General features: G+C 46.2%; 16 protein-coding genes and 3 pseudogenes. 10 read left to right on the top strand and 9 right to left on the bottom strand.

Annotated elements, in window-relative coordinates; genetic code table 11:
- Positions 1-65 precede the first annotated feature (65 nt).
- The 7 genes from matP (at position 66) to yfaE (ending at position 7607) form a co-directional block, all read left to right on the top strand.
- Positions 66-512, top strand: coding sequence for a macrodomain Ter protein MatP (gene matP, locus ACUHGC_RS08615; RefSeq protein ID WP_446832930.1), 447 nt, complete (start codon positions 66-68; stop codon positions 510-512).
- A 153-nt stretch (positions 513-665) separates the two neighbouring features.
- Positions 666-2063, top strand: a complete 1398-nt coding sequence (locus tag ACUHGC_RS08610) for a Do family serine endopeptidase (protein WP_446832929.1) — start codon at positions 666-668, stop codon at positions 2061-2063.
- A gap of 166 nt (positions 2064-2229) precedes the next feature.
- Positions 2230-2736, top strand: a complete 507-nt coding sequence (locus ACUHGC_RS08605) for a DUF2301 domain-containing membrane protein (RefSeq protein ID WP_446832928.1) — start codon at positions 2230-2232, stop codon at positions 2734-2736.
- 38 nt (positions 2737-2774) lie between these two features.
- Positions 2775-3569, top strand: a complete 795-nt coding sequence (locus ACUHGC_RS08600) for an MOSC domain-containing protein (RefSeq protein WP_446832927.1) — start codon at positions 2775-2777, stop codon at positions 3567-3569.
- A gap of 295 nt (positions 3570-3864) precedes the next feature.
- Entirely contained in the window at positions 3865-6135 is a 2271-nt protein-coding gene (nrdA, locus tag ACUHGC_RS08595) for a class 1a ribonucleoside-diphosphate reductase subunit alpha (RefSeq protein ID WP_446832926.1), read from the top strand.
- A gap of 21 nt (positions 6136-6156) precedes the next feature.
- Complete coding sequence (gene nrdB / locus ACUHGC_RS08590) at positions 6157-7287, top strand: class Ia ribonucleoside-diphosphate reductase subunit beta (RefSeq protein WP_446832925.1); 1131 nt, start codon at positions 6157-6159, stop codon at positions 7285-7287.
- A 62-nt stretch (positions 7288-7349) separates the two neighbouring features.
- On the top strand, positions 7350-7607 hold the full coding sequence (yfaE, locus tag ACUHGC_RS08585) for a class I ribonucleotide reductase maintenance protein YfaE (protein WP_446832924.1): 258 nt from the start codon (positions 7350-7352) through the stop codon (positions 7605-7607).
- Between the two features lie 19 nt (positions 7608-7626).
- Here yfaE and ACUHGC_RS08580 read toward each other — a convergent pair whose 3' ends face one another.
- The 5 genes and pseudogenes from ACUHGC_RS08580 to ACUHGC_RS08560 form a co-directional block, all read right to left on the bottom strand.
- Positions 7627-8283 carry a fumarylacetoacetate hydrolase family protein gene (locus ACUHGC_RS08580; protein ID WP_446832923.1) on the bottom strand — a complete coding sequence of 219 codons (657 nt, stop codon included), beginning with the start codon at positions 8281-8283 and terminating at the stop codon, positions 7627-7629.
- 61 nt (positions 8284-8344) lie between these two features.
- Positions 8345-9418 carry a lytic murein transglycosylase gene (locus ACUHGC_RS08575; protein ID WP_446832922.1) on the bottom strand — a complete coding sequence of 358 codons (1074 nt, stop codon included), beginning with the start codon at positions 9416-9418 and terminating at the stop codon, positions 8345-8347.
- Positions 9411-9692 (bottom strand): YcgL domain-containing protein, encoded by a 282-nt coding sequence (locus ACUHGC_RS08570; RefSeq protein ID WP_446832921.1) that lies wholly within the window; start codon positions 9690-9692, stop codon positions 9411-9413. Before ACUHGC_RS08570 ends, ACUHGC_RS08575 begins: the two co-directional genes overlap by 8 nt.
- Positions 9693-9921: 229 nt before the next feature.
- A pseudogene (locus tag ACUHGC_RS08565) lies at positions 9922-10176 on the bottom strand (type II toxin-antitoxin system RelE family toxin); the annotation flags it as partial.
- 8 nt (positions 10177-10184) lie between these two features.
- Positions 10185-10427 (bottom strand): type II toxin-antitoxin system RelB/DinJ family antitoxin, encoded by a 243-nt coding sequence (locus tag ACUHGC_RS08560; RefSeq protein WP_446832920.1) that lies wholly within the window; start codon positions 10425-10427, stop codon positions 10185-10187.
- A gap of 223 nt (positions 10428-10650) precedes the next feature.
- On the opposite strand from ACUHGC_RS08560, the gene minC reads away from it, so the two are divergent.
- Positions 10651-11319, top strand: a complete 669-nt coding sequence (gene minC / locus ACUHGC_RS08555) for a septum site-determining protein MinC (protein WP_446832919.1) — start codon at positions 10651-10653, stop codon at positions 11317-11319.
- A 109-nt stretch (positions 11320-11428) separates the two neighbouring features.
- Here the strand turns inward: minC and cysB are convergent, their stop codons facing one another.
- The 3 genes from cysB to ACUHGC_RS08540 are packed head-to-tail and all read right to left on the bottom strand — an operon-like array spanning position 11429 to position 14170.
- Positions 11429-12400, bottom strand: coding sequence for an HTH-type transcriptional regulator CysB (gene cysB / locus ACUHGC_RS08550; RefSeq protein ID WP_446832918.1), 972 nt, complete (start codon positions 12398-12400; stop codon positions 11429-11431).
- Positions 12401-12426: 26 nt separating this feature from the next.
- On the bottom strand, positions 12427-13506 hold the full coding sequence (gene rluB / locus ACUHGC_RS08545; protein WP_446832917.1) for a 23S rRNA pseudouridine(2605) synthase RluB: 1080 nt from the start codon (positions 13504-13506) through the stop codon (positions 12427-12429).
- A gap of 43 nt (positions 13507-13549) precedes the next feature.
- Positions 13550-14170 (bottom strand): L-threonylcarbamoyladenylate synthase, encoded by a 621-nt coding sequence (locus tag ACUHGC_RS08540; RefSeq protein WP_446832916.1) that lies wholly within the window; start codon positions 14168-14170, stop codon positions 13550-13552.
- Between the two features lie 280 nt (positions 14171-14450).
- Between ACUHGC_RS08540 and ACUHGC_RS08535 the strand changes: the two are divergent.
- Positions 14451-15427, top strand: a pseudogene (locus tag ACUHGC_RS08535) (IS110 family transposase).
- Positions 15428-15792: 365 nt separating this feature from the next.
- On the opposite strand, the pseudogene ACUHGC_RS08530 reads toward ACUHGC_RS08535, so the two are convergent.
- Positions 15793-15981 (bottom strand): annotated as a pseudogene (locus tag ACUHGC_RS08530) (tyrosine-type recombinase/integrase); the annotation flags it as partial.
- 193 nt (positions 15982-16174) lie between these two features.
- Here ACUHGC_RS08530 and ACUHGC_RS08525 point away from each other — a divergent pair.
- Positions 16175-16453, top strand: a complete 279-nt coding sequence (locus ACUHGC_RS08525; RefSeq protein WP_446832915.1) for a hypothetical protein — start codon at positions 16175-16177, stop codon at positions 16451-16453.
- Positions 16454-16684 lie beyond the last annotated feature (231 nt).

Here is a 16684-nt window from a genome sequence, read left to right as displayed (position 1 = left end):
CATTGCTTGAAAAAAAGCGTACACTGCAAACGTGACAATGTAACGTTCAGCGGAGGCGAATCGCAATGAAATATCAAAAATTAGAAAATCAGGAAGCCAACTGGAAGTGGCTGTATTTAGTGAAAAAAATCCGCAATAGCGAAAACATCACCCGCTATCAGGAAAAAAGCCTGCAAGACGAAAAAGAGAACGAGCTGCTGCAATTGCAAAATTATCCCGATTTAATCGAAAATTGGATCAAGCAACATTTAGGGCAAACGCTGGTGGTGAAACTCGATCAAGCGATTCGTGCGCGCCGCAAACGCTTTTTTAATGCCGAAAAACGCTCGACCAAGAAAAAATCGATTGATTTGGAATACGCCGTTTGGTCGCGCCTTTCCAAACATTCGCGCAAAATGCAGATGACGCTATCGGAAACCATTATGTACATGATCGACGAAGCGGAAAATAAAGAGTTGTATGCCAGCCAGATGCACTTGATGAAGAAAAATTTAAAAGAATTGCTTGAATAATAAGCAAATGACACCATCTATTTGCTACATTCAACGGAACATTTGCGCAAAATATCTGTCTGATGTACACGTTAGGCTTAACATTTAAAGTGTGGTGGTGCAGATCTCACCCCCATTTTTCACAAGAAATTTTTCTTTGCGAGATTTATTGATATGAAAAAAACGAAATTGATTTTATCCGCCGCAGTTCTCGGACTGAGTTTATTTAGCCTGCCGGCGACGGCACAAACGGAAAGCACCCCTGCCGGCAATCTGGCGGAAACCCTATTACAAGCGCCAAGCTATTTCAACCAGATGCCAAGTTTGGCGCCAATGCTGGAAAAAGTGTTGCCAAGCGTGGTGACGGTGAATGTTTCCGGCACGCAACAACAGCAAGATTCACTGATCCCGGAGGAGTTCCGCTTTTTCTTCGGACGTGAATTCGGCAATAGCGCTCCGCGCGAGTTTCAGGGCTTAGGCTCCGGCGTAATTATTGATGCCGAAAAAGGCTATGTGTTGACCAACAACCATGTGATCGACAAGGCGGACAAAATTACGCTGTCGCTGAACGACGGACGCGAAGTGAAAGCCAAATTATTAGGCGCCGACAGCCAATCCGACGTGGCGCTGCTGCAAATTGAAGAACCGAAAAACCTGAGCGCGATTAAACTGGCGGATTCCGATAAATTGCGCGTCGGCGATTACACCGTCGCCATTGGCAACCCGTTCGGCTTAGGGCAAACCGTGACTTCCGGCATCGTTTCCGCATTAGGGCGCTCCACCGGCATGGACGGCGGCAGCTATGAAAACTATATTCAAACCGATGCGGCGGTCAATCGTGGCAACTCCGGCGGCGCATTGGTGAATCTGCGCGGCGAATTAATCGGCATCAACACCGCGATTATCGCGCCGAGCGGCGGCAATGTCGGGATTGCCTTTGCCATTCCGAGCAATATGGCGAACAGCTTAGTGCATCAAATCGTTGAATTCGGCGAAGTGCGTCGCGGCATTTTAGGCATTAAAGGCGGTGAATTAAGTGCGGATCTGGCAAAAGCCTTCGGCATTGATTCTCAACGCGGTGCCTTTGTCAGCGAAGTGTTGCCGAAATCCGCCGCCGACAAAGCCGGGTTGAAAGCGGGCGATGTGATCACCGAAATCAACGGGCAGCAAATCAACAGCTTTGCCGAATTGCGTGCTAAAATTGCAACCACCGGCGCGGGCAAAACCGTTAATTTAACCTACCTGCGCGAAGGCAAAACCGCCAAAGCCGATGTGGTGTTACAATCTGACGAGCAAGCGCAAACCAGCGCCAACAGCTTGATTCCGGGCTTAACCGGCGCCGATTTGGGCAATTATGACAAAGACGGAAGCAAAGGTGTTGAGATCTTGAAAGTTGCAGAAAAATCACCTGCGGAGCAGCTTGGACTGCAAAGCGGCGATATCATCGTTGGTGTCAACCGCCAACCGGTTGCCAATATCGGCGAACTGCGCAAAATCCTCGATAACAAACCTTCTGCTGTCGCACTGAATATCGCACGCGGTAATAATAATTTCTATTTATTGATTCCGTAAAGTGCGGTTTAAGCGCTGATCTTAAAAACAAATCCCGACTGATTCGGGATTTGTTTTATTTAAAATCCGCTCACTCCGGTTAATCATAACGTCAACCAAAGAAATCACTTGTCTTATCGCGATAATTTCCTAGAATAAAATTCCTTTTACTGGTTATGAGGTTGATATGGCTGATCCGCATATTCGTTCTCCAATGGATTTTTGGGATTATTTAACCGTGATTTTATATCGCAGCGGTTTTGTGTTGGCAGTGCCGGCGGTGGCGTTGCTGCCTTATCAGCCGCAATGGGCGATGAAAGGTGTGTTGCTGGCGGCGGTGTTGTGTGCGTCCTCATTGCATATTTACCTGAAACATATCCGCTTGCTATTGCAATTCGCTACTTGGGTGGCGGCGATCTGTTTTGTATTAGATCTGCCGTTATTGGGATTGGGCGCAGCATTTTTCACCTTGGGCGGGCTGTGCTTTAAAGAGTATTTCTGCTTTCGGGTGTTCGGCTTAAACCTGCAACCGCTGTTTTTAGCCGCACTTTGGTTTGCTATTGCGGCACAGGCAAGCGTACTAACACAAATTTTATCGGCAATCGCCGCTTTGCTGTTGCTGATATTAAGCATTAAAAAATGGCTGATGCCGTTACATTTTGATATTGGCGATAAAACCAAGTATCAAGTTTAACTTCTCTCATTTAGGAAAGCATTATTTAGGACAATACCATGCAGACGACTGTTACCGAAATCAACCTGTATCCGATTAAATCAACCCAAGCGACTCGCGTATCAAACGCGTTGGTGCAGCCTTCCGGGTTGGAATTTGACCGCACTTTTATGCTTACCGAGCCGGACGGCACTTTTATCACCGCCCGCAAACACGGCGGACTGTTTGCGTTCACCGCCCTGCCGACGGCGCAAGGCTTGTGGGTGCGACATCAAGGCGGAAGTGCGGTTGAAGTGCGTTATCAGGATTTTCAACAAGCGCAGAATTGCGAAGTTTGGGGCAATCATTTTGACTCTTTACTGGCACCTGAGGCAATTAACGCTTGGTTTAGCGAAAAGCTGCAAACCGCCGTGCAACTGCGCTGGACCGGCTTTGCTTCGCAACGGCGCATCAAACGCTATCCCGAACAAGCGCTGTCGTTTGCCGACGGCTATCCGCTGCTGTTAACCAATCAGGCTTCGCTGGCGGCGGTGCAGCAGCAATGCCCGGTTGACATCGAAATGGCACAATTTCGCGCCAATTTGGTGATCGACAACGCTCCGGCGTTTAGTGAAAACCAATGGAAAACCATTCAAATCGGCGAAGTGCGGTTTATCAACGCCAAGCCCTGCATTCGCTGCATTTTGACCACCCGCAATCCTCACACCGCCGAATTACAACCAAAAATGGAGCCGTTTCGCACCTTGAAAAAGCATTTTTCCGATGCCGACGGGCAGCCGGTGTTCGGCACGAATTTAGTGCCGTTAAACAGCGGCATCATCAAAATCGGCGATCCGCTACTCATTTTAGAGTAGTTTATCGGCAAGTGCGGTTGTGCAATTATCGAACCGCACTTGGATTATTTTTGTGCGGTTTCTCACAATTTTAACAATCCCGGTTTTTCTCTCAATTTGCCCGATCCGCTCAGCCCAATGCTGGCTTGACTTCTGCGCTGTCAATCTTTATTTAGCTTTTTTAATGCAAATTTTATACTTGATATTTCCGCGCAAGCACATTATCTTGTAGTTCGTTTTTTATGACACACCACATATAGTGCTCAAATAAACATCTCTCATTACATAACAAAATTGATGATAAACAGGTAATCAAATGAATAAAGCATTGATGGTGACTAAGCGTGACGGACGTTTGGAACCGATTGATTTAGATAAAATTCACCGCGTTATTACATGGGCTGCCGAAGGGCTGGAAAACGTATCGGTTTCACAAGTGGAGTTGCGTTCGCATATTCAATTCTACGAAGGGATCCGCACTTCCGACATTCACGAAACCATTATTAAAGCCGCGGCCGACTTAATCACCAAAGATTCACCTGATTATCAATATTTAGCCGCTCGCTTGGCGGTGTTCCATTTGCGTAAAAAAGCCTACGGGCATTTTGATCCGCCGCGTTTATATGATCATGTGAAAAAATTGGTGCGCATGGGCAAATATGACGAAGCCCTGCTGACCGACTACAGCCGCGAAGAGTGGGACGAAATGGACGGCTTCCTCGACCATTGGCGCGACATGAATTTCTCGTATGCCGCGATGAAGCAGCTGGAAGGCAAATATTTGGTGCAAAACCGCGTAACCGGTGAAATTTATGAATCGGCGCAGTTCTTATATCTGTTGGTTGCCGCCTGTTTGTTCAGCCAATATCCGCAAGAAACCCGTTTGGATTTTATCCGCCGTTTCTATGATGCCACTTCGACTTTCAAAATTTCATTGCCGACCCCGATTATGTCCGGCGTACGCACCCCTACCCGTCAATTCAGCTCTTGTGTGTTGATCGAGTGCGGTGACAGCTTGGATTCGATTAATGCCACCGCAGCCGCAATTGTGAAATACGTTTCACAACGTGCCGGCATCGGCATTAACGCCGGTGCGATTCGTGCGCTCGGCAGCCCGATTCGTGGCGGCGAGGCGTTCCACACCGGCTGTATTCCGTTTTATAAACACTTCCAAACCGCAGTGAAATCCTGCTCGCAAGGCGGCGTGCGCGGTGGTGCGGCAACGGTGTATTATCCGTTCTGGCATTTGGAAGTTGAAAGCCTGTTAGTACTGAAAAATAACCGTGGTGTGGAAGACAACCGCGTCCGCCACATGGACTACGGCGTGCAATTGAACAAACTGATGTATCAGCGTTTGATTAAAGGCGGCAACATCACCCTGTTCAGCCCGTCTGACGTGCCGGGATTGTATGAATCGTTTTTCGCCGATCAAGATCGTTTCGACGCATTGTATGAGAAATACGAAGCGGACGAATCTATTCGCAAACGCACAGTGAAAGCCAGTGAGCTGTTCTCGCTGCTGATGCAAGAACGCGCCTCAACCGGACGGATTTACATTCAAAACGTCGATCACTGTAACACCCATTCGCCGTTCGATCCGGCGGTTGCACCGGTGCGCCAATCCAACCTGTGTTTGGAAATTGCACTACCAACCAAACCGTTAGATCACTTTCATGATGAAAACGGCGAAATTGCACTTTGTACCCTGTCTGCGTTTAATTTAGGTAAAATCGACGATTTGGACGAATTGGAAGATCTGGCTGAATTGGCGGTGCGTGCGTTAGACGCGTTGCTGGATTACCAAGACTACCCGATTAAAGCGGCAGAAATCGGCTCAATGGGGCGTCGTTCGTTGGGCATCGGCGTGATCAACTATGCGTATTATCTGGCGAAAAACGGCGTGCGCTACTCTGACGGCAGTGCGAATGATTTAACTCACCGCACTTTCGAAGCGATTCAATACTATTTATTGAAAGCCTCAAACAAATTGGCGAAAGAGCTGGGGCCGTGTAATTACTTCAACGAAACCACTTATGCGCAAGGCATTTTGCCGATTGACACCTATAAGAAAGAAATTGACAACCTGACCAAAGAGCCGTTGCATTACGACTGGGAAACTTTGCGCCAAGAGATCAAAGAATCCGGCTTGCGCAACTCAACCCTGACCGCACTGATGCCGTCGGAAACCTCGTCGCAAATTTCCAATGCGACCAACGGCATTGAACCGCCGCGCGGTCATGTCAGCATCAAAGCCTCGAAAGACGGGATTTTGCGTCAGGTTGTGCCGGATTATGAAAATTTAAGCGAAAATTATGAGCTATTGTGGGATATTCCAAGCAACGACGGTTATCTACAGTTAGTCGGGATTATGCAGAAATTCGTTGACCAAGCGATTTCCGCCAACACTAACTACGATCCGAAACGCTTTGAAGACGGAAAAGTGCCGATGAAACGTTTGTTGGGCGATTTGCTGACGGCATACAAATACGGTTTAAAAACCCTGTATTATCAAAACACCCGCGACGGTGCCGATGACAATCAGGAAGACATCGACGACGGCTGTGCCGGCGGTGCGTGCAAAATCTAATTACATTATTTGAGGTTAAACATGGCTTATACCACCTTTTCCCAAAACAAAAATGACCAATTAAAAGAACCGATGTTCTTTGGTCAAAACGTGAACGTGGCACGTTACGATCAGCAAAAATATGAAACTTTTGAAAAACTGATTGAAAAACAACTGTCGTTTTTCTGGCGTCCGGAAGAGATCGACGTGTCGCAAGATCGCATCGACTACCAAGCGTTGCCGGAGCATGAAAAACACATTTTCATCAGCAATTTGAAATATCAAACCTTGCTGGATTCGATTCAAGGTCGCAGCCCGAATGTGGCGCTACTGCCGGTGGTGTCGCTGCCGGAGTTGGAAACCTGGATCGAAACTTGGACATTCTCGGAAACCATTCACTCGCGTTCATACACGCATATTATCCGCAATATCGTGAATGATCCGTCGGTGGTGTTTGACGACATCGTCACGAATGAGGAAATCATCAAACGCGCCAAAGACATCTCGATTTACTACGATGATTTCATTCGTGATACCCAGCTGTATACCCTTTACGGCGAAGGCACATACACCGTAGACGGTAAAGAGTGCACCGTCAGCTTGCGCAGCCTGAAAAAACAGCTGTATCTGTGCTTAATGAGCGTGAATGCACTGGAAGCGATCCGTTTTTATGTGTCGTTTGCCTGTTCGTTCGCCTTTGCCGAGCGTAATTTAATGGAAGGCAACGCCAAAATCATCAAATTTATCGCCCGTGATGAAGCGTTACATTTAACCGGCACCCAGCATATTCTGAACATCATGGCATCAGGACAGGACGATCCGGAAATGGGCGAAATTGTCGAGGAATGCAAGCAAGAGGCTTACGATCTGTTTGTTGCTGCGGCTGAACAAGAAAAAGAGTGGGCGGATTACCTGTTCAAAGACGGTTCAATGATCGGCTTGAACAAAGACATTCTGTGCCAATATGTTGAATACATCACCAACATTCGTATGCAGGCGGTCGGCTTACCGCTGCCGTTCCAAGCTCGCTCGAATCCGATTCCGTGGATCAATGCGTGGCTGGTGTCGGATAATGTTCAAGTTGCACCGCAAGAAGTGGAAGTCAGCTCCTATCTGGTCGGACAAATCGACTCAAAAATCGACGCTGACGACTTCGGTGATTTCAATCTGTAATTCATCAACGAACGGAAAACATGGGGCGGATACATCTGCCCTATTTTTTTATAAAACTTGATATGAAAATTCATCGCATCAGCTTGCCCAACCAACAACGGATTGTCGAACACGACAATCGCACTTCACTGCTGGAAACCTTGGAAAAGCACGGTATTTTCCACGAATATCAATGCCGCTCGGGCTATTGCGGTTCTTGTCGAGTGAAGCTGTGCCAAGGCAAGGTCAGCTACCCTGAGTTGCCTTTGGCGTTTTTGCAGCCGGATGAGATTCTATTATGCTGTTGTAAAGTGGAAAGCGATTTAGAAATTGAATTTTAATGAGTTAGCGCAAGAATCGCTAGATCACCACCGTATTCACCTGATAATCTTCCAGCATTAACTCCAAACGATCACCCTCTTTCAGTTCGCCGACGCCCTGTGGTGTGCCGGTCAGCACAATGTCGCCTTTTTGTAGCGTAAAAAAACGGCTGGCATAGCTGATGAGCTGTGGGATTGAGTGCATCATTTGCGAGGACTTGCCTTTTTGCCGCACTTCGCCGTTAACGCTCAAGCTAAAGCGGATTTTATCCCAATCCGAAAATTGCGCGACCGGAATAAAATTCGAAGTCGGGCAGGAGTTATCAAAGCCTTTGGCTTTTGCCCACGGCCAGCCTTTTTCTTTGCATTCCTGCTGCATATCACGCAAGGTCAAATCTAACGCGACAGCAAAACCGACCACTGCATTTTTCACTTGTCCCGGTGAGGCATCACTCAAATTGGATCCGATTAACACCGCAATTTCCAATTCGTGATCCACCCGCCCCCATTTTTTCGGAATCAAAATGGGCTTGTACAATGAGCAAAGTGCGGTATTGGGTTTGAGAAAGAGTAACGGTTCTTGGATAACCGGATTATTCATCTCTTTGATATGCCCGACATAATTACGCCCGACACAAATGACTTTATTTACCGGTAAATCCAAAGTGCTGCCTTTAATATCTCTATGTTGATACATATTGCTCTCCTTCGTCCGACTTTTTCTAGTTTTAACACATTACTCCAAAAGAATTAAGTTTTTATTGCCCTACTCGCTGAGAAATTCTATCCGCAAACATTCCGATACTGAGTGCAAAGTAATTGGAGTTGTTCCAATTTAACAAAGTGCGGTAATTATTGGTGACCAAAAAGGCACGCCCCACTTTTTTATTCGGGCGAACCAGCCATAAATCTGCGCCTGACAGCTGCTGCCAGCGCTGTAGCTCGGCGGTATTATAGCTTTTCAACCGCACGCCCATTGCTTGCCAAGTGGATAACGCACGTTTTTTGCTGTTTTCCACTCCGGATAGATCGAGCGACATCGGTTCGTCCAATACGACTTCAATCCCCCACGGCAGATTTTTATTCCAACCGACAGTGGAAAGATAATTGGCAATCGAACCGAATACATCATATTGGTTTTTCCAAATATCTTTATTCCCGTCACCGTCAGCATCCACCGCATAGCGCAAAAACGAAGTCGGCATAAACTGTGACTGCCCCATCGCACCCGCCCAAGAACCTTTCATTCGTTCCCGGCTAATCACATTCTGCTGCAAAATTTTCAGCGCATTGATGTATTCTTGGCTGAATAACGTCTCACGTCGCCCGTCAAAGGCTAGCGTTGCCAATACCGATAATACGTCATAATTGCCTTGATAATAGCCGAAACTGCTTTCCATGCCCCACAACGCCATAATGTAATGATTCGGCACGCCATATTTTCGACTGCTTTGGTTCAGCGCCGGTGCTTGTTCCCAATAACGTTTGGCGGCAATATTCACTTTTTGCTCGGTCAGCACCCGATTGAGGTAATTCGTCACGCCGTTCGGATTTGGTGCTGCCGGTTGATTGCGATTGCGCTGCGCACGCTCCGCTTGGCTGTTATCTAATTCCACCGCTTTTGCAATATAATTAACGTTCTGCCCTTTTTGCGCAATAGTGCGCGAGCTCACACCTTCACTGACCGCTCTTTGCTCTAAATAACGTACATAATCCTGAAAATTATTCGGCGTGCGCGCCTTGCCGTAAGGCTGCCCGTTATAATTACTGCTTGAGCTGCACGCGCCCAACATCAGCGCCAAGCCCGCGACCACTAGTGTTTGTTTAATCATTTGCTTTCCCGTTTTGTAATTTAAAAATATCCAATAAATTCTCTTCCTGCTGTGGCATTTGCAGGTAAAAACCTTGTGTTTGAATCTGGCTTAACACGCTTTGATTGTCCGCCAATGCCAGTGGTTTCTCGCCGTTCAGATTAAACAACATCAACAACTCCGCCTGCCCGAAACGTTGCAACAACGCCGCCGGCACCGCAGAAAAATCGTCCCGCTTCGCCACATATAAATACATTCCTTCATGGCGACGACTTTTATAAATTGCACATAGCATTGCTTGCCGCTTCTCCTGATAAATTCAGCCGGTTTTGTGATTTTTGATGAGACATTATACGAAATTTATACTATTACGCCACATTTTCAATGTTTTAGCGTATTAATATTCCAAACTAATCCGCAATTTTTCTCATAAGATGATCTCTGTCCGTTTTTAATCCTGTCTTACGCTACTATCCGTAGCTGGCACAGCAAAAAGCCCGGCAATTACCGAGCTTTTCAATATATTAACTTAAGCGCTGTTTAGCTGCTTTATAAGACGCCTCAGCTTCTCGCTTTCCAATTGCAATCACAAAAACCGTCACTTTTTCATCTTGCACCTGATATACCAAGCGATAGCCCGCGTTGCGCAATTTAATTTTGTAGCAGTTTGGAAAGTCGCGTAAACGGTTTGCCTCAATTTTGGGGTTCGCAAGCACCTCCGCCAGCTTCTTTTTGAACTGCGTCTTAATAGTTTCTCCTAGTTTACGCCACTCTTTTAAAAACTAACTTATAGCTCATCTAAGCTCACCTGAATACCCTGTTCAGGATTTTTTAAACGATGACGCACGGTATCAAGCAAAGCTAAATCTTCATCGTTCACCATCACCGTTTGAATCGGAAATTTGTCGTTTTGTGCTACATACTGAAATAACAGCCGCACCGCTTCCGTCGGGGTTATATCTAATTTTTGTAATGCGGCATACGCATCCTGCTTGAGTTGATCGTCTAAACGAATATTTACTGTCGCCATTGCTACCTCCTATTTCGTTGAACAAAAGTGTAATGCAGATATGCATTACAATCAAGCCAAAACCGCACTTTCAATGCCGGATTTCTCACTCTACTAAAAAACTATTCTTGTGCGGAATAAATAGCAAAATTTCAGTGCTAATATTCAAAATATAGTGCTATCACTATTCAAGATTTTATACTATTATCAGAACATTAAATTAACAGTAAATGACAAATCGCAGATGGCAAAAGATACTATCGAATTACACACCGGACAATTCTCGTCTATTTTGATCACGATTAACAGCTCCAGCCTGATCGCCATTAAAAAATCGTTGACCAGCAAGGTGAAAAAGTCACCGCTGTTTTTCCAAAATGTGCCGGTGGTTCTGCAATTTAATGAATTTCTACAAAAAATCGATCTGCTGAAACTGCAGCAGTTATTAACCGAATTCGGGATTAATCTGATCGGGATCAGTAACTGGCAGAATAATCTGGAAAAAGAGCTGATTTTAAGCTACAACCTGCCAGCACTCGGCAAAAGCACCAATTTAGATGAGATCATGCCGCAGTTTCGCTATGTTAAACCGAAAATCGTACCGCACTCGGTCGAAGCCGGGCAAACAATCTATGCCAAAAATTGTGATCTCATTATCCACGGCGATGTCGCGCAAGGTGCGGAAGTCGCGGCAGACGGCAATATTCATGTGTACGGCAAGTTGCTTGGGCGCGCAATGGCGGGCGTGAATTCCTATCATAACGATTGCGCGATCTACACCCAACATCTGGATGCCCAATTTGTTTCGGTTTGCAAACGTTTTATGTACAAAGAACAGCTGCCGATTGACTATCTACTGCGTACGGTGCGAATTGAAGTGCAAGCCAATACTTTGGCTTATTTTGATCTGTAAGTATCCCTGCACTCATATATGGGGCGAAAATACAATTTTCTCCCTCCGCGCGCGGAGGGATATGCCCGAAGGACAGAGGGAGGCTTCAAAAAACCGCACTTCCCTCAAATTACCGCATTTCCAATTCAATATCACTGAATAATTTTTGAATCGCACTGTTGTTCGGCAGTTTTTCCGCCTGTTCAACCATTGGACGGGTTAAATGTTTGGAGAAATAGTTAATAAAATCATACATATAATGACGCAAGAATGAACCGCGTTTAAACGCGATTTGTGTGCTGCTCGGTTTAAACAAATGCGAACCGTCAATCGCAACCAGATCGCTGTCTTCCTGCGTGTGTGCCATTGACGCCATAATCCCCACGCCCAATCCAAGCCGAACGTAGGTTTTAATCACGTCCGCGTCGGTGGCGGTGAACACGATATTCGGCAAAATGCCGCTGCTGTTAAACGCTTGCGACAAGTCGGACGCGCCGGTGAAACCGAAGGTGTATGTCACCAATGGATATTTGCCCAATTCTTCAATCGTCAGATTTTTACAAGTTGCCAACGGATGATTGCGCTTGACAATCACCGAACGATTCCAGTTGTAGCACGGCAGCAACACCACGCCTTCAAACAGATATTGCGCTTCGGTGGTAATCGCTAAATCCACTTCGCCGGAAAGCAGCGCATCGTAAATTTGGGTCGGCGAGCCTTGATGAATTTGCAAACTGACATCCGGATAGCGTGCCAAAAAGCGTTCCACCACTTTCGGCAGCACATAACGCGCCTGCGTATTGGTGGTGGCAATCCGTAATACGCCGTGATCGGGGCGAGTGAACTCATCAGCAATCGCTTTGATGCTTTGGGTTTTGGCTAATAATTCACGAGCAATCGCAATAATTTTGCGCCCTTCACTGGTGATGCTTTTAATATGCTTACCGTTGCGCTCAAAAATTTCCAAACCCAGCTCTTGTTCCAATAACCGCACTTGCTTGCTGATGCCCGGCTGTGAGGTGTACAACGCCTCCGCCGCGTCGGTGATGTTCAAATTTTGGTTGGCAATTTCGACAATATAACGTAATTGTTGAATCTTCATCTGACAAATTCCTGTAGCTGACGGGCTTATCGCTCGTTACGTTGGCGACGGCTGCTGCCGCTGGTATTGGAAAAACGTTTAACCGCTTTGCGGATTTTAGCGGTTTTCATACGGCGGCGCTGCGTATGCTGTTCGATTTTGCTTTCCGTTTCCGGCGCCAAGCCGACCAAATCACGCAGATAATTCACTTCGGTTAATGCCATTTCCTGCCAACCGCCGCGCGGCAGCTGTTTTGATAAACTGATATTGCCATAGCGAATGCGGATCAAGCGGCTGACCTGAATCCCCTGCGATTCCCACAAACGACGCACTTCGCGGTTGCGCCCTTCGGTTAAAGTCACATCAAACCATTGGTTAATCCCTTGTCCGCCGCCGCTTTTAATCGATTTGAATTTTGCCGGGCCGTCTTCCAGTTGCACGCCTTTGCGCAAGCGGAACAGCATCGCCTCATCCACTTCGCCGAACACGCGCACTGAATATTCGCGTTCAATTTCGCGGCTCGGGTGCATTAAGCGGTTTGCCAGTTCGCCGTCGGTGGTGAACAGCATTAAACCGGAAGTGTTAATATCCAAACGTCCGACCGCAATCCAGCGCGAACCGTTTAAACGTGGCAAGCGATCAAACACCGTGGCGCGCCCTTCCGGATCGTGGCGGGTGCAAAGTTCGCCTTCCGGTTTGTAATACATCAGCATGCGGCAAACTTGTTTTTGCACCGCGGTGAGATTGATCAGATTGCCATCAATCCGAATTTTGGTATCGGTACGCAGTTCAACGCGATCGCCGAGTGTGGCAATCTGCCCGTTCACACTCACCCGATTTTCCGCAATAATCGTTTCAATTTCACGGCGTGAGCCTTGCCCGGCGCGCGCTAAAATCTTTTGCAACTTTTCGCCGGCAACTTTGCTTTTGACCGCACTTTTCACGGCTGGTTTCGCCGTTTGGCTTTCCGGGTTGGCTTTCAGTTCGCTTTTTGGTTTCAAAGTGCGGTTGCTCGGCTTGCGCGCCTGGCTTTGATTGGATGCGGAAGTGCGTGTGTTGCTACGCGTCGCAGGCTTGTTGGCACTGCCGGAACGGCTGCGTGCTTGTGTGAGTTTGTTTTGTTTCATCTATTCCTCTCTGTCACCCTCACGGGTGTCAATATTCTGTTATTTATTCAAACGGTGTCACCGAGCCGTTACCGACCCGAATCACCTGTGGCGTTTCATCTGTCAGATCCACCACCGTTGTTGGTTTTTGCCCTAAATAGCCGCCGTTAATGATTAAATCGACCTGTTTTCCTAGCTGATCGCGAATCATTTCCGGATCGTATTGTGTTTCTTCCTCGCCCGGCAAAATTAGCGAGCAGGATAACATCGGTTCGCCCAATTCAGACAATAAATTCAACGCAATTTTGTTATCCGGCACGCGAATCCCAATGGTTTTGCGTTTCGATGTCATCAAGCGTCGCGGCACTTCTTTGGTCGCGGTTAAAATGAAAGTATAGTGTCCCGGCGTATTATTTTTAATCAACCGATACGCCACATTGCTGACATTCGAGTAGTTGGAAAGCTCCGACAAATCGCTGCAAACTAAGGTGAAATTGTGCTGTTCCGACAATTGTCGAATCTCGACAATCCGATCCATCGCGTGTTTTTCACCAATCATGCAGCCCAAGGCATAGCCCGAATCCGTCGGGTAAACAATCACCCCACCACTGCGTAAAATCTCAACTGCCTGTTTAATCAACCGCACTTGCGGATTATCCGGGTGAACGTAAAAAAACTGACTCATTAACTTCTCTCTATACGACCAATGATATGATTAAATTTACAGGTGAGATTATACGCTATATAACTAAAAACAATAAGTGATTTATTGAATCGCGTGAAAATATTGCAATTGGGTTGGAATTTTATTATAGACTAACATAGAAAAAAGAAGTACCACGTTATTCACAGCCCGTCCGCCCCTAGAGATAAAACTCGTTGCGTAGCGTGGGCGTGAATAGCGTTCATCAAAAAAACCGAGCTGTTGATTGACGTATTAAACTCGAATACAAGGCAGGTTACCGATGAACATTTCTCAGCCGATTTATTGTGGCATTGATGTTGCTAAACGGACATTAGGGTTGGTCTGACTAATCAGAAAAAAACAAAGACTGAAACGAATAATACCAAAGGTATCGCTCATCTGATTGAGTACCTTAGCCGTTTCAATATTGCATTGATTACGCTAGAGGCGACAGGAAATTTAGAACAGCCTGCTGCCAAAGCACTGGCTCGAGCCGGTTTTCGGGTGTTGATAGCTAATCCGCATAAGGCAGCCAGTTATGCTCGTTCGCAAAATGTAGCAAAAACCGATGCGAAAGATGCGCTAAATTTAGCTTATTATGGTCAAAATTTGGATATTAAAGGCGAAGCCGAGTATTGCTTTACACCCCGCTGAGCAAAGCCGAAGAGCATCTTGAAGCGCTTGTGGTGCGCCGTCGGCAGCTGGTCGATATGAGGGTTGCTGAACTCAATCGTTTACAACAAAGCGATGAAACACAACTTGCCGGTATTCAGCAACATATCAATATGCTTACCGCATTAATTGATGAGCTAGACCGTCAGATTGATGACCAAAGCAAACATTTCGATGATAAAACAAAGCTGTTTCCCGACATTAAGGGCATGGGGAAAGTCAGCACGACAGTACTGATGGCGAATTTACCCGAATTAGGCAAACTGACAAACAAAGCAGATTAGCTCACTGGTCGGCGTCATACCGCACTTGCGTGAAAGCGGCGAGTGGAAAGGTAAATCCTTTTGCCAAGGTGGACGGGCGATTGTGCGCAATGCGTTGTACATGGCGGCACTTTCTGCCGCACGGCACGAACCGGCAATTAAAGCCTTTTACGACCGACTGGTTGCAAAAGGCAAAGCCAAGAAAGTGGCACTGGTGGCGTGTATGCGTAAGTTATTAACTATTATCAATGCATTGGTTAAACACAATGAAAAATGGGACGCCACACGCTATTTATCTACAGCCAATGCCGTTTTAAATTAAGGGGTGAAAGACAGTTGCTACGCCCAGCATCCTAAATTCCTCCCAGCCTTCGGCAGTCCTTCCGTAAACGGAGAGGGCGAACGATATGGAATCAAGGTAAGCCGGTAGCGATAAATTTCAGGCATAAAAAACCGCATTAAGCGACTATCTTATTGAATTAATTGATTTTTAAATGGTGCCCGAAGGCGGGCTTGAACCGTCGCAGCCTGAAGGTCGAGGGATTTAAAATCCCAATTTAACCATTTAAAAAATCAATAAGTTAAAGTAAATCAAAACATTGCATTGTTAAATGATGATTATAGTTGTTCATAGTTTTCGGTAACAGTCACTGGGTGGGGCGGAAATAACAAGGGATGCGGGGGAAATTAATCCCTTATTTTTGATAGCGGGTTGAGTGTGACTGCACTTTCGAGGTGCGTTGGGACAAAATGTGCGTAGCGCGTTGTAGTTTCAATAGTGGAATGTCCGAGGATGTTTTTAAGTACGCTCAAATTCCCCCCGTTCATCATAAAATGACTGGCGAACGTGTGACGTAAAACATGGGTTAACTGCCCGATTGTGCATTAAGGATGTCCGATCGTGCCGACGTGCCAGCAGACAAGGCCGACAATTAAACACAATCAGGATTTAGTGACCGCACTTGTGGCGGCACAGGGGCAAATCGAAATTTGCAGAATCGCGTATGACAGTTTGAAAGACTGTATAAATAAAAATCAAAATTTAAACAACCAAAATAAGGATTAAAAAATGACCGATAAAACATTAGCAACCGAACTGTTAGAAAAATTTGTCTCGGCGAACAACATTTTTTCTATCGGCAGAAAACCCTGTATCAAGGCAGTGTTGGACTCATTAACTACGGCGGCGTCTGAGTCCGAATTGGAAACTTGGACTATCATGGGAAAGCCAACAATTGCATTACCGAGCAGAATATCATTACCAGCGAGGTTGGTAACATTGGCTGGATGCTCGAGTACCCAAAGAAAAACCCTTATTTTACAAAGCCAAATCCATCATCCGCACTAGAATATCATACCTTATCAAGGTGGCGCTTAAAAAATAATAAAAATAACCAATCAACCGAATAACTAAAAATTAGCGCCCTGCGCAGGTGTGATTTTTTCTCTTTAAATCCTTAAAAAAGATAATAATTTATTGACAGAAGCAATCAATAAATCATTTGTTATTAAAATATAACTCTAAGCCCGTAAGATTGTGAAATAATGCACCAAAATAAAACTAATTACGTGACACATC

The sequence above is a fragment of the Testudinibacter sp. P27/CKL/0425 genome, from assembly GCF_052931395.1.
Note: the sequence above shows the minus strand (reverse complement) of the source record. Positions and strands in the feature narration are given on the sequence as shown.

Coding starts and splice junctions, on each gene's coding strand:
- matP (WP_446832930.1), top strand. CDS start 66: ATGAAATATCAAAAATTAGAAAATCAGGAAGCCAACTGGAAGTGGCTG.
- ACUHGC_RS08610 (WP_446832929.1), top strand. CDS start 666: ATGAAAAAAACGAAATTGATTTTATCCGCCGCAGTTCTCGGACTGAGT.
- ACUHGC_RS08605 (WP_446832928.1), top strand. CDS start 2,230: ATGGCTGATCCGCATATTCGTTCTCCAATGGATTTTTGGGATTATTTA.
- ACUHGC_RS08600 (WP_446832927.1), top strand. CDS start 2,775: ATGCAGACGACTGTTACCGAAATCAACCTGTATCCGATTAAATCAACC.
- nrdA (WP_446832926.1), top strand. CDS start 3,865: ATGAATAAAGCATTGATGGTGACTAAGCGTGACGGACGTTTGGAACCG.
- nrdB (WP_446832925.1), top strand. CDS start 6,157: ATGGCTTATACCACCTTTTCCCAAAACAAAAATGACCAATTAAAAGAA.
- yfaE (WP_446832924.1), top strand. CDS start 7,350: ATGAAAATTCATCGCATCAGCTTGCCCAACCAACAACGGATTGTCGAA.
- ACUHGC_RS08580 (WP_446832923.1), bottom strand. CDS start 8,283: ATGTATCAACATAGAGATATTAAAGGCAGCACTTTGGATTTACCGGTA.
- ACUHGC_RS08575 (WP_446832922.1), bottom strand. CDS start 9,418: ATGATTAAACAAACACTAGTGGTCGCGGGCTTGGCGCTGATGTTGGGC.
- ACUHGC_RS08570 (WP_446832921.1), bottom strand. CDS start 9,692: ATGCTATGTGCAATTTATAAAAGTCGTCGCCATGAAGGAATGTATTTA.
- ACUHGC_RS08560 (WP_446832920.1), bottom strand. CDS start 10,427: ATGGCGACAGTAAATATTCGTTTAGACGATCAACTCAAGCAGGATGCG.
- minC (WP_446832919.1), top strand. CDS start 10,651: ATGGCAAAAGATACTATCGAATTACACACCGGACAATTCTCGTCTATT.
- cysB (WP_446832918.1), bottom strand. CDS start 12,400: ATGAAGATTCAACAATTACGTTATATTGTCGAAATTGCCAACCAAAAT.
- rluB (WP_446832917.1), bottom strand. CDS start 13,506: ATGAAACAAAACAAACTCACACAAGCACGCAGCCGTTCCGGCAGTGCC.
- ACUHGC_RS08540 (WP_446832916.1), bottom strand. CDS start 14,170: ATGAGTCAGTTTTTTTACGTTCACCCGGATAATCCGCAAGTGCGGTTG.
- ACUHGC_RS08525 (WP_446832915.1), top strand. CDS start 16,175: ATGACCGATAAAACATTAGCAACCGAACTGTTAGAAAAATTTGTCTCG.